The sequence below is a fragment of the Pseudomonas sp. 30_B genome, from assembly GCF_017491605.1.
Classification (GTDB): Bacteria; Pseudomonadota; Gammaproteobacteria; order Pseudomonadales; family Pseudomonadaceae; genus Pseudomonas.
Map to the genome: position 1 here is coordinate 39604 of NZ_JAFGYY010000023.1, position 12254 is coordinate 51857.

The following is a 12254-nucleotide window of genomic DNA, read 5'->3' on the forward strand; positions in this document are numbered from 1 at the left end:
GACGCCTCGCGGCATCAGTTGCGTTTTCCGGAGAGAGGCACCGCGCGGACCGAAGCCCCGGCGGACAGGCGCAGGCGCTTGGCGGTCAGCGCGTCGACCACCAGCGAGCCGGCAGCCACGCGCGCCGGAGCCGCGGTGATGCGGCTTTCCTCGCGCTTGCGGTTGTGAATCAGGAAGGGTTCGGCGTCGTCGCCCGGCGTACCGATGGCCAGCACCAGGGTCTGGCTGTCGGCGATCGGACGGATCTTGTCGGTCGGCGCCTCGATGGCGGGGCCGGCGTCGAAGATGTCGACATAGCCCTGGTAGCTGAAGCCTTCGGCCTTGAGCATGGCCAGCGCCGGCTCGGTGTCCGGGTGTACGCGGCCGATCACCGCGCGCGCCTCTTCCGAGAGGAAGCAGGTGTAGAGCGGGAACTTGGGCATCAGCTCGGCGATGAAGGACTTGTTGCCCACGCCGGTCAGGTAGTCGGCCTGGCTGAACTCCATCTTGAAGAAGTGCCGGCCCAGGCTCTCCCAGAACGGCGAGCGGCCTTCGCTGTCGGACATGCCGCGCATCTCGGCGATCACCTTGTCACCGAAGAGTTCGCGGAACTCGGCGATGAACAGGAAACGCGCCTTGGACAGCAGACGGCCATTGAGGCCGGTGCGGTGGTCGGCATGCAGGAACAGCGAGCACAGCTCGGACTGACCAGTGAGGTCGTTGGCAAGGAACAGCGTAGGAATCTCGCGGTGGATACCCAGTTCCTGGGAGGCGCTGACGGTCAGGCCGACACGGTAGTTGTACCAGGGCTCGCGCAGGCCGACGGCGCCGGCCACGGCGGAAATCCCCACCACCTTGCCGTCGTCATCCTCGAGGACGAACAGGTAGTCGGCGTCGGCACGCTCGGCCTCGCCACGGAAGGCCTTCTCGGCCCAGCTGACGCGGTGCTGCAGGCGCTGCTCGTTGGCCGGCAGGGTGGTCAGGCCGGTGCCGGTGCTGCGGGCCAGGTCGAACAGGGCCGGAAGGTCGGCGCTGGTTACGGGACGGACGATCATGTTCTCTCCCCTCAGATCGCGACCAGGCGCACGCTGGCGCCCTCGCCGACGCCCAGGGCGTCAGCGGCTTCCTGGTTCAGGGTCACCGGCTTGCCGGGTGCCCAGTCGAGTTCGGCGACGATGGCGCGGAAGTCCTGCAGCTGGCCGTTGGTGACCAGGTAGCCGCGATTCCCCTTGCCGCCTTCGCCGATACGCACCGGTACCTGCCGGCTCTGGGCGATGGAACGGATGCTGGAGATGGGCGCGTGCAGGGTCGGGCCGCCGTCGAAGATGTCGATGTAGTTGTCGGACTCGAAGCCGTCGCGCATCAGGATGTCGAAGGTGATCTGCGCACGCGGGTGCACCTGGCCCATGGACTCCTGCGCCTCGTCCGGCAGCAGCGGCACGTAGATCGGGTAGTGCGGCATCAGCTCGGCGAGGAAGGTGCGGCTCTTCAGGCCCGAAAGCCTCTCGGCCTCGGAGTAGTCGAGGTCGAAGAAGTTGCGGCCGATGGCGTTCCAGAACGGCGATTGGCCCTGGTCGTCGCTGTAGCCGACGATTTCCACCACCACTGCGTCGGCGAAGCGCTCCGGATGGCTGGCCATGAACAGCAGGCGGCCGCGGGAGTTGAGCTCGGCGACCGGCGTGTTCACCAGGTCGCGCTCGACGTAGAAGCTGGTCAGCAAGCTGTTGCCGGTGAGGTCGTGGCACAGCGAGAGGACGTGGATCTTGTTGTGGATCTTCAGCTCGCGGGAAGCGTGCACGAAGGTCTCGTTGCGGAAGCTGTAGAACGGCTCGGAGAAGCCGGCCGACGCGACGATCGCCGAGCAGCCGACCAGGCGACCGCTGAGGCTGTCTTCCAGCACGAAGAAATAGCTCTCTTCACCGTTGAAGCTCACTTCGGCGGCGAACGAGGCCTCCGAGGCAAGGATCTTTTCCCGCAGACGTTCCGCGTCGTCCGGCAGCGACGTGACGCCGACCGGGCTGTCCGCGGCGAGACGCTGCACCTGCTGCAGGTCGGCCACTTGGGCGGGGCGCATCACCAGCATGGCGTCACTCCTCTAACCAGACAAAAGTTCATGATTCGCGGGCGCGACACAACCTGTGCCGCACTCACCAGGGCATTCGGAAGACCGGCCGGGGTGTCCCGGCCGGTGGCGCGGCGAAATCGCTCCGCCGCAGATTCAGCTTAGTCGCAGCTGTTAGCCGCGGGTCAGCTTGGCGATGGCGCGCTCCAGGCGATCCAGGCCCTCGTCGATGTCCGCATCCGGGATTACCAGGCTGGGGGCGAAGCGCACCACGTCCGGGCCGGCCTGCAGGACCATCACGGCCTCTTTCTCGGCAGCGTTCAGCACGTCCTTGGCCTTGCCTTTCCAGGCGTCGGCCAGCACGGCGCCGATCAGCATGCCCATGCCGCGAACCTGGGTGAAGATGCCGTACTCGGCGGCGATCTTCTCCAGGCGGACCTTGAAGCGCTCGTGCTTGGCCTTGACGCCTTCGAGCACTTCCGGGGTGTTGATCACGTCGAAGGCCGCGCCGGCGACGGCGCAGGCCAGCGGGTTGCCGCCGTAGGTGGTGCCGTGGGTGCCGACGACCAGGTGTTCGGCGATCTTCGCGGTGGTCAGCATGGCGCCGATCGGGAAGCCGCCGCCCAGGCCCTTGGCGCTGGACAGGATGTCCGGGTTCACGCCGTAGTACTGGTGGGCGTAGAGGTAGCCGATACGACCGAAACCGCTCTGCACTTCGTCGAAGATCAGCAGTGCGTTGTTCTCGTCGCACAGCTTGCGCACACCTTCCAGGTAAGCCTGGTCGGCCGGCAGCACGCCGCTCTCGCCCTGCACCGGCTCGATGATCACAGCACAGGTCTTGTCGGAGATAGCGGCCTTCAGCGCGTCCAGGTCGTTGAACGGAATGTGGGTGATGCCCTGCACTTTCGGGCCGAAGCCGTCGGAGTACTTGGCCTGGCCACCGACGTTGACGGTGAACAGGGTACGGCCGTGGAAGCTGTTGACCATCGAGATGATCTCGTACTTCTCGGGGCCGTAGACATCGTGGGCATAACGACGGGCCAGCTTCAGCGCAGCCTCGTTGGCCTCGGCGCCGGAGTTGGCGAAGAACACGCGCTCGGCGAAGGTCGAATCGATCAGCTTCTTGGCCAGGCGCAGGGCCGGCTCGTTGGTGAACACGTTGGAGACGTGCCAGATCTTGCCGGCCTGCTCGGTCAGCGCCTGCATCAGCGCCGGGTGGGCGTGGCCCAGGGAGTTCACTGCGATGCCGCCGGCGAAGTCAATCAGCTCTCGGCCGCTCTGATCCCAGACTCGGGAACCCTCGCCACGCACCGGAATGAAAGCGGCCGGCGAATAGTTGGGAACCATGACCTGGTCGAAATCGGAACGTTGGACCTGAGCTTGCGGAGCGGACATCGGTGTTCTCCTGCCTGGTTGAGGCGGCTATCGTTGGAAGGATTGTAGGGACGATTGTCGGGTCGGCATTGTCGCCATGCGACAACTTGTTATAGCGCCAACCCGCGGATTGCCGAGCTTTATGGAAATGCGACAGAAAGCGTCGGGAAGGCGCAGTGTAAGGCCTGCGGACTGCTGCGGGTACACGGGGACGTGGAATTTGTTCGCGTGGCGAATGAACGGTCAGAAATAAAGCAGAGGGAGTTTTCGTAGGAGCGAGCTTGCTCGCGAACCGCTTTAAACCGGCGTATCCGACAAGATTGTTCGCATTTACGGCAGGAGACTCGTAGGGCGCATAACGCGCCAGCGTTATCCGCCGCGGCCACAGCGGCGGATAACCTGTTCCAGGTTAGCCGCCCTACGAAAAGCGCAGCTTCAGCCGCGCTCGGCGACCACCGGAGCAGCCTCGGCGGCGCTCTGCCCGCGACGCTGGTTGCGGTCTTCGCGCGGGGTCACGCCGAAGAAATTGCGGTAGGCGCTGGAGAAATGCGGACCGCTGGAGAAGCCGCAGGACAGGCCGATCTGGATGATCGACTTGCTGGTCTGCATGAGCATCTGCCGCGCGCGGTTCAGGCGCAGTTCCAGGTAGTACTGGCTGGGCACACGGGTCAGGTACTGCTTGAAGATGCGCTCCAGCTGGCGGCGCGAGACACACACGTGCTGAGCGATCTCGTCGGTGGTCAGCGGCTCCTCGATGTTCGCCTCCATCAGCAGCACCGCCTGGGTGAGCTTCGGGTGGCTGGAACCGAGGCGGTTCTTCAGCGGGATGCGCTGGCGTTCGGAGCCTTCGCGGATGCGCTCGACCACCAGTTCTTCGGACACCGCGCCCGCCAGTTCCGCACCATGGTCGCGGGACAGCACGGCCAGCAGCAGGTCGAGCACCGCCATGCCGCCACAGGCGCTCAGGCGGTCGCGGTCCCATTCGAACAGATGGTTGGTGGCGATGACCTTGGGGTAACGCTCGGTGAAGTCGTCGTGCCAGCGCCAGTGCACGGCGGTGCGGTAGCCGTCGAGCAAGCCGAGCTGCGCCAGCGGGTAGATGCCGGCGGACAGCGCACCGATGCTCACGCCGCTGCGCGACAGCTGCTTGAGCGCGGAGGCCAGCGGTGCGGAGACCGTATGGGGAACTTCATCGGCGACCAGGAAAATGCGCTGGCACTGCTCCAGCGCTCCGGCCCAGGGCTGCCCCGGCAGGCGCCAGCCGTCGGCCTCGGCGACCGTTTCGGCGCTCATGAACACCGGATCGTAGAGCGCCTCCGGATGCAGCCGGCGGGCGACCCGCAGGGCCTCCTCGGCCAGTGCCAGGGTCAGCGCGCGGGTGTGCGGCCAGAGGAGGAATCCGATGCGTTGTGCAGTCATGCGACGAGGTCACCAGGCGACACGGGATGACAGACAGCTTACTTCAAGCTGCCGGAAAGGAACTGCTTGAGACGTTCCGATTGCGGATTGGCGAGGACTTCCTTGGGGCAGCCCGCCTCTTCCACCAAGCCCTTGTGGAGGAATACCAGCTGGTTGGAAACCTCACGGGCAAAGCCCATCTCGTGGGTCACCACCACCATGGTGCGACCTTCCTGGGCAAGGTCCTGCATCACGCGCAGCACTTCGCCGACCAGTTCCGGGTCCAGCGCCGAGGTCGGTTCGTCGAACAGCATGACTTCCGGCTCGACCGCCAGGGCACGGGCGATGGCCACGCGCTGCTGCTCGCCACCAGACATGTGCGCGGGATAGGCATCCTTGCGGTGCGCCACACCGACTTTCGCCAGGTAGTGCTCGGCCTTTTCCAGCGCCTCTTTCTTCGACACGCCCAGTACATGGACCGGCGCTTCGATGACGTTTTCCAGGGCGCTCATGTGCGACCACAGGTTGAAGTGCTGGAACACCATCGACAGGCGCGAGCGCATGCGCTGCAACTGCTTGGCGTCGGCGGCCTTGAGTGCGCCGTCCTTGTTCGGTACGAGCTTGAGCTCCTCGCCGTTGAGCAGGATCTTGCCGGCGTGGGGCTGCTCCAGCAGGTTGATGCAGCGCAGGAAGGTACTCTTGCCCGAGCCGGAGGAGCCGATGATGCTGATCACGTCGCCCGCCTTCGCCGCCAGGGAGACGCCCTTGAGCACCTCGTGGTTGCCGTAGCGCTTGTGCAGGTCCTGGATTTCCAGTTTGTACATGGTGTCGGTTCTCGAATTCAGTCGTTGATCAGCCGGCCCTTGCGGAACGGCTCACGCCCGGCCACCTTGGCCAGCCAAAGCCCTGGCTGGGCATAGCGCCCACGCTCGATGGCGAACAGCACGCCGGAAGTCCCGGCGCAAACGGTGCTGACCTTGTCGTTCAGCGGGTCGACCACCTCGAACAGCGCGTCGCCCTTCTCCACCCACTCCCCCGCCTTGCGCAGGAAGCTCACGACACCGGCATGGGGCGCGTGGAGGTATTCGGTGCCTTCGAAGGGCATGCCTTCGCAGCATTCGGTCGGGGCCGCCGGCCAGTCGCCTGCGATCAGCCCCTGCTCGGCGAGGAAGCCGAGAATGGCTTCGGCGTTGTCCCGGGCCTGGTCGACACGGGTATCGGCCACGCCACCCAGCTCGACGGTGGTCGCCAGGCACGCCAGCGGAATCGCCGCCTGCGGGTAGGCTTGCGACAGGCGCAGCCAGGGCAGCGAGCAGGATTCGTCGAAGGAGCTGCCGCCGGAATCTTCGGCGAGCAGCGCCACACCGGCCTTGAGTCGCGCGGCCAGGGATTTCCAGCGCGGCCAGTGCTGCGGGATCGCATAGACATGGATGGCGGCGTCGAAGTCGCAGTGCAGGTCGAGTACCACATCGGCGTCGCAGGCGTGGCGCAGCAGGACGCGCTGCATGCCCTGCAGCTCGGACGCGGCCGGCGGCAGCGCATCGAGGCCGTCACGCATGGCCTGGCGGATCAGCTCGACGTTGGCGGCTTCATCGGCACCGAGTTTGTCACCGACACGCTCGGCCACCAGCGCGGAGAGCTCGACGAAATCGCGGTTGAAGTTCTTCCCGCTGCCGAATTCAAAACGGCCCAGGTGGCTGGCCTGCAAGGTCTGGCCCAGGCCGATGGGGTTGGCCACCGGCACCAGCTCGACAACGCAGTTCAGTTGCCCGCGCGACTCGAGGTCGGCCAGGCGCTGCTTGAGTTCCCAGGCGGTGCGCATGCCCGGCAGCTCGTCGGCGTGCAGGCTGGACTGGATGTAGACCTTGCGCGGGCCCTTGCCGTAACGGAACACGCTCAGGCGGCGCTCGCTACCCAGGCTGCTCCACGGCAACAGATGATCGATACGTTCCACAGTCGACTCCTCAGTGCTTGCGCGGCGCGAGATAGGCCAGCCAGCGGCGCTCGGCGGCCTTGAACAGGCGCACCAGGGTGAAGGTCATGATCAGGTAGAAGATGCCGGCGGTGATGAACGCCTCGAACGGCAGGTAGTACTGCGAGTAGACGGTGCGCGCGGCGCCGGTGACGTCCACCAGGGTCACGATGGACGCCAGGCTGGTGGTCTGCAGCATCATGATCACTTCGTTGCTGTACTGCGGCAGGGCGCGGCGCAGCGCCGAGGGCAGGAGGATGCGGCGGTACATCTTGATCCGCGACATGCCCATGGCCTTGGCCGCTTCGATCTCGCCGTGCGGGGTGGCGCGAATGCTGCCGGCGAGGATCTCGGCGGTGTAGGCGCTGGTGTTGATGGCGAACGCGGCGCAGGCGCAGAACGTGGCGTTGGACAGCAGCGGCCACAGCGAGCTTTCACGTACCGCCTCGAACTGGGCCAGGCCGTAATAGATGAGGAACAGCTGCACCAGCATCGGGGTGCCGCGAATCACGTAGGTGTACAGCCAGGCCGGCAGGTTCACCGCCGGGTTCTTCGAGCAGCGCATCAGCGCCAGCGGCACCGCCGCGACCAGGCCGAAGAACAGCGAGATCGCCAGCAGTTTGAGGGTCACTAGCAGGCCGCTGAAGTAGAGCGGCAGGCTGTCCCAGATGACGGAGAAGTCGAATATCACGATGGCGTCCTCTGACTCAAAGCTCGGCGACTTTCACGCCGACCGAATAGCGGCGTTCGAGCAAGCGCAGCAGTACCAGGGAAACGGTAGTGACCACCAGGTACAGCGCCGCCACGGCGAGGAAATAGGTGAAGGGTTCGCGGGTGGCGTCCGAGGCCTGCTTGGCCTTGAACATCATGTCCTGCAGGCCGACCACGGAGATCAGCGCGGTGGCCTTGACCAGCACCAGCCAGTTGTTGGTGAAGCCGGGGATGGCCAGGCGGATCATCTGCGGCACCTGGATGCGGAAGAACACCTGCAGCGGGCTCATGCCATAGGCGAAGCCGGCCTCGCCCTGCCCTTTCGGAATGGCCATGAAGGCGCCACGGAAGGTCTCGGACAGGTAGGCACCAAAGATGAAGCCCAGGGTGCCGACGCCGGAGGCGAAGGGATTGAGGTCGATGTAATCCTCATAGCCAACCATGGGCGCGACCCAGTTCACCGCAGCCTGGCCGCCGTAGAAGATCAGCAGGATCAGCACCAGGTCCGGCACGCCGCGAATCACGGTGGCATAGAGGTCGCCGCACCAGGCCAGCCACCTCACCGGCGACAGGCGGATGGCCGCACCGAGCAGGCCCAGTGCGATCGCCAACGCCATCGACAGCAACGACAGCTGGAGCGTCAGCCAGGCACCATCGACGATGGTGGCTCCGTAGCCATTGAACATAGTTTCGCACCTCTAGACCGGACGCCGTCCGCAACCGTACGGACGCTGCAGGGCGATCACCCGACGCGGGATCGCACCCAATAAAAAAGTGGCACAAACTTCAGGAACAGGCCCGGGTTTGCGCCACTTTCGTGGACGTTGATCAGTTCTCGCCGTAGACGTCGAACTTGAAGTACTTGTCCTGTACCTGCTTGTACTTGCCGTTGGCACGGATGCCGGCGATGGCCGCGTTGAATTTCTCGGCCAGGGCGGTATCACCCTTGCGCACGGCAATGCCGGCGCCGCCACCGAAGTACTTCGGATCGTTGTATTCCGGACCTACGAAAGCGTAGCCCTTGCCGGCGTCGGTTTTCAGGAAGCCGTCGTCGAGGTTGACCGAGTCAGCCATGACCGCGTCGAGGCGGCCGGAGACCAGGTCCATGTTGGCTTCCTGCTGGGAGTTGTAGCGCACGACTTCGATGCCGGCCGGAGCCAGGACGTCGGTGGCGTAGCGGTCGTGGGTGGAAGCGCGCAGCACGCCGACTTTCTTGCCCTTCAGATCCTTCAGCGGATCGGCCAGGGTGGCGCCTTCCTTCATCACGAAGCGCGCGGGGGTGTGGTAGTACTTGTTGGTGAAGTCGACGGACTTCTTGCGCTCGTCGGTGATGGTCATGGACGAGAGAATGGCGTCGATCTTGCGAACTTTCAGCGCCGGGATCAGGCCATCGAATTCCTGCTCGACCCAGGTGCACTTGACCTTCATTTCTTCGCACAGGGCGTTGCCGATATCCACGTCGAAACCGGCGAGCTTGCCGTCGGGCGTCTTGAAGGAGAACGGCGGGTAACCGGCTTCGATGCCGATGCGGACCGGCTTGTCGTCAGCGTGGGCAACCAGGGAAAGCGCGGACAGGGCCAGCGCACCGAGAAGTGCAAACTTCTTCATCAGTAACTCCTTCGAGGGTAAGACTTCGATTGGCAGGAGAAAAGGGGTTGGCCCAGGCTGCCCGGCAGAAGTGAAGGTTATTGTTTCTCTGCGCATTGCCGGCGTGTTTCTCGTGGAAAAGCACGCCTACCGGGGTGAACGGCATTCTAGCGACAGCCCCTGAGAGGTTATTTCTTCAATGCGACAAGTAATTATAGAAGCGCTGGAGACAGAGCCCCTGCAGCTTGACGGCGCGGATAATACGTGATGCAGAAGTAAGTAGTAAAACCAATTTTACTTGCAGTTATCAGGCCAACAACTTAGCTGCTCAGTATTCATGCGGGCTGCGGAATATTGACCCGATCGAAGTCGACAGAAAAAGCGCACAGAGACTGTGCGATTTGTTCCCTAGCGCCTCAATTTGTCGCGCTGAAATGTTACCGGGGAGCACAAGACACACTGTAGGAGCGAGCTTGCTCGCGAACCGCACCGCACCGCACCGCACCGCACCGCACCGCACCGCACCGCCTCATCGTGGACAGAGTCCACTCCTACGCAAGCGCAAAGCACCGTCCCCCCCCCCTGTGGAAATGGATTCATCCGCGAGGGATTTCGCGGACAAGGTCCGCTCCTACGGGAATACGCACCACATAGCCCTGGATCTGGCTCTGGATTTAAAGACTTCCAGAGAAATCTCCGCACGCACCGGAGCGCCCCTTCAGGAGGCCTGAGTGGAATCGGAGTTTCAGGGGTTGAGCGACATGGATGTCGCGAGAGCCGTGATGGGCCAGGGATGGCCCTTCACGGCGGGCCCATGAAACTTCGATGGAGCGAGGGCATTTTTCGCCTAAGCGAAAAACCGGATGCAGGGGCAAGGCCTTTTGGTTCCTTTTGGGCCCCAAAAGGGACTCGCCCGAGGGGGCGAAACAAAAAGCCCCAGCAAACGCCGAAGCGGCGCATGGACACCCAAACAAGAACAAAAAGTATCGCGGACGGAGTCCGCTCCTACAGGAGATGTACCGAGCCCAGCCTGTAGGAGCGGACTCTGCCCGAGACCCGCCGGCAAGGCCGGCGTCAGGCAGGGTTCGTGAGCAAGCTCGCTCCTACGAAGAGCCCCACCCCGAAAAGAAAAACGCCCCGGCAAGCGGGGCGTCTTTCATGGAGCCTAGGATCAGGCCGCGCGCATGGACTGGTGTGTCTCCACCAGATGCTGCACCACGCTCGGATCGGCCAGGGTGGAGATGTCACCCAGGGCGTCGTATTCGGCCGTGGCGATCTTGCGCAGGATGCGGCGCATGATCTTGCCCGAACGGGTCTTCGGCAGGCCGGGCGCCCACTGGATCACGTCCGGGGTGGCGATCGGGCCGATTTCCTTGCGCACCCAGGCACGCAGTTCCTGGCGCAGTTGCTCGCTGTTTTCCTCGCCGGCATTCAAGGTGACGTAGACATAGATGCCCTGCCCCTTGATGTCGTGCGGCACGCCAACCACTGCGGCCTCGGCCACTTTCGGGTGGGCGACCAGGGCGCTCTCGATCTCGGCGGTGCCCATGCGGTGGCCGGAGACGTTGAGCACGTCATCGACGCGGCCGGTGATCCAGTAGTAGCCGTCCTCGTCGCGACGGGCGCCGTCGCCGGTGAAGTACATGCCCTTGAAGGTCTTGAAGTAGGTGTCCACGTAGCGGTCGTGGTCGCCGTAGAGGGTGCGCGCCTGGCCCGGCCAGGAATCCAGGATCACCAGGTTGCCCTCGGTGGCCCCTTCCAGGATGTTGCCCAGGTTGTCCACCAGCGCCGGCACCACGCCGAAGAACGGCTTGGCGGCGGAGCCCGGCTTCAGGCCATGGGCGCCCGGCAGCGGGGTCATCAGGCAGGCGCCGGTTTCGGTCTGCCACCAGGTGTCGACGATCGGGCAGCGCGACTGGCCGACGGTCTCGTAGTACCACTGCCAGGCTTCCGGGTTGATCGGCTCGCCCACCGAACCCAGCAGGCGCAGGCTGGAGCCGTCGGCGCCTTCGACCGCGGCCTTGCCCTCGGCCATCATGGCGCGGATGGCAGTCGGCGCGGTGTAGAGGATGTTGACCTTGTGCTTGTCGACGATCTTCGCAACGCGGGAGATGTCCGGGTAGTTCGGCACGCCCTCGAACAGCACGGTGGTCGCGCCGTTGGCCAGCGGGCCGTAGACGACGTAGGTGTGGCCGGTGACCCAGCCGATGTCGGCGGTGCACCAGAAGACTTCGCCCGGACGGTAGTCAAACACACGCTCATGGGTCAGCGAGGCATAGACCAGGTAGCCGCCGGTGGTGTGCAGCACACCCTTGGGTTTGCCGGTGGAGCCGGAGGTGTAGAGGATGAACAGCGGGTCCTCGGCACCCATTTCCTTCGGCGCGCAGGTGGAGCCGGCGACCTTCATCAGGTCCTCGAACCACACGTCGCGGTGCTGGTTCCACTTGATGTTCGAACCGGTGCGCTTGCAGACGATGATCTTCTGCACGCTGTTGGTTTCCGGGTTGGTCAGCGCGTCGTCGACATTGGCTTTCAGCGGGGTTTTCTTGCCGCCGCGCACGCCTTCGTCGGCGGTGATCACCACCTTGGAGCGGCAATCGATGATGCGGCCGGCCAGGGCTTCGGGAGAGAAGCCGCCGAACACCACGGAGTGGATCGCACCAATGCGGGCGCAGGCCAGCATGGCGACCACGGCTTCCGGGATCATCGGCATGTAGATGGTCACCACGTCGCCACGGTGCACGTCCTGGCCGCGCAGGGCGTTGGCGAACTTGCAGACCTGCTCGTGCAGTTCGCGGTAGGTGATTTCCTTGTGCTCGGAAGGATCGTCGCCTTCCCAGATGATGGCGATCTGGTCGCCGCGCTCGGCCAGGTGGCGGTCGAGGCAGTTGTAGGAGAGGTTCAGGGTACCGTCGGCAAACCACTTGATGTCGACGTGGTGGTCGTCGAAGGAGGTTTGCTTGACCTTGGTGAACGGCTTGATCCAGTCGATGCGCTGGGCCTGTTCGCGCCAGAAGCCGTCGGGGTTGACCACCGACTGCTGGTACAGCTTCTTGTAGGTGGCCTCGTCGGTCAGAGTGGTCGCGGCCACTTCGGGACGCACGGGGTACACGGATGCCGCAGTCATGGCGTTCTACCTCGGTGAAGAGTGTTGTTTTTGTTGCCGTCAGT

Annotated in this window: 10 protein-coding genes; all 10 read right to left on the minus strand. The window is 64.4% G+C overall.

Going from position 1 to position 12254, the window contains the following annotated elements; all coding sequences use genetic code 11:
- Window positions 1-14: 14 nt before the first annotated feature.
- Window positions 15-1034, minus strand: a complete 1020-nt coding sequence (gene astA, locus J5M67_RS21830; protein WP_207887408.1) for an arginine N-succinyltransferase — start codon at window positions 1032-1034, stop codon at window positions 15-17.
- Between the two features lie 11 nt (window positions 1035-1045).
- Window positions 1046-2062, minus strand: coding sequence for an arginine/ornithine succinyltransferase subunit alpha (gene aruF / locus J5M67_RS21835; RefSeq protein WP_207887409.1), 1017 nt, complete (start codon window positions 2060-2062; stop codon window positions 1046-1048).
- 153 nt (window positions 2063-2215) lie between these two features.
- Entirely contained in the window at window positions 2216-3436 is a 1221-nt protein-coding gene (locus J5M67_RS21840; RefSeq protein WP_207887410.1) for an aspartate aminotransferase family protein, read from the minus strand.
- 414 nt (window positions 3437-3850) lie between these two features.
- The gene (argR, locus tag J5M67_RS21845) at window positions 3851-4834 is read right to left on the minus strand and encodes a transcriptional regulator ArgR (protein ID WP_207887411.1); all 984 of its coding nucleotides are present in this window, start codon (window positions 4832-4834) and stop codon (window positions 3851-3853) included.
- A 38-nt stretch (window positions 4835-4872) separates the two neighbouring features.
- On the minus strand, window positions 4873-5637 hold the full coding sequence (aotP, locus tag J5M67_RS21850) for an arginine/ornithine transport ATP-binding protein AotP (protein WP_207887412.1): 765 nt from the start codon (window positions 5635-5637) through the stop codon (window positions 4873-4875).
- Window positions 5638-5654: 17 nt separating this feature from the next.
- Window positions 5655-6767 carry a succinylglutamate desuccinylase/aspartoacylase family protein gene (locus J5M67_RS21855; RefSeq protein ID WP_207887413.1) on the minus strand — a complete coding sequence of 371 codons (1113 nt, stop codon included), beginning with the start codon at window positions 6765-6767 and terminating at the stop codon, window positions 5655-5657.
- Window positions 6768-6777: 10 nt separating this feature from the next.
- Window positions 6778-7476 (minus strand): ABC transporter permease, encoded by a 699-nt coding sequence (locus J5M67_RS21860; RefSeq protein WP_207887414.1) that lies wholly within the window; start codon window positions 7474-7476, stop codon window positions 6778-6780.
- Between the two features lie 16 nt (window positions 7477-7492).
- Window positions 7493-8182 carry an ABC transporter permease gene (locus tag J5M67_RS21865; protein WP_207887415.1) on the minus strand — a complete coding sequence of 230 codons (690 nt, stop codon included), beginning with the start codon at window positions 8180-8182 and terminating at the stop codon, window positions 7493-7495.
- A 142-nt stretch (window positions 8183-8324) separates the two neighbouring features.
- Window positions 8325-9104 (minus strand): ABC transporter substrate-binding protein, encoded by a 780-nt coding sequence (locus J5M67_RS21870; protein ID WP_207887416.1) that lies wholly within the window; start codon window positions 9102-9104, stop codon window positions 8325-8327.
- 1150 nt (window positions 9105-10254) lie between these two features.
- Window positions 10255-12210, minus strand: coding sequence for an acetate--CoA ligase (gene acs, locus J5M67_RS21875; protein WP_207887417.1), 1956 nt, complete (start codon window positions 12208-12210; stop codon window positions 10255-10257).
- Window positions 12211-12254 lie beyond the last annotated feature (44 nt).

What these genes read in the sequence shown, in the direction of transcription:
- astA (WP_207887408.1), bottom strand. Translation starts at nt 1,034, where the DNA reads ATGATCGTCCGTCCCGTAACCAGCGCCGACCTTCCGGCCCTGTTCGAC.
- aruF (WP_207887409.1), bottom strand. Translation starts at nt 2,062, where the DNA reads ATGCTGGTGATGCGCCCCGCCCAAGTGGCCGACCTGCAGCAGGTGCAG.
- J5M67_RS21840 (WP_207887410.1), bottom strand. Translation starts at nt 3,436, where the DNA reads ATGTCCGCTCCGCAAGCTCAGGTCCAACGTTCCGATTTCGACCAGGTC.
- argR (WP_207887411.1), bottom strand. Translation starts at nt 4,834, where the DNA reads ATGACTGCACAACGCATCGGATTCCTCCTCTGGCCGCACACCCGCGCG.
- aotP (WP_207887412.1), bottom strand. Translation starts at nt 5,637, where the DNA reads ATGTACAAACTGGAAATCCAGGACCTGCACAAGCGCTACGGCAACCAC.
- J5M67_RS21865 (WP_207887415.1), bottom strand. Translation starts at nt 8,182, where the DNA reads ATGTTCAATGGCTACGGAGCCACCATCGTCGATGGTGCCTGGCTGACG.
- J5M67_RS21870 (WP_207887416.1), bottom strand. Translation starts at nt 9,104, where the DNA reads ATGAAGAAGTTTGCACTTCTCGGTGCGCTGGCCCTGTCCGCGCTTTCC.
- acs (WP_207887417.1), bottom strand. Translation starts at nt 12,210, where the DNA reads ATGACTGCGGCATCCGTGTACCCCGTGCGTCCCGAAGTGGCCGCGACC.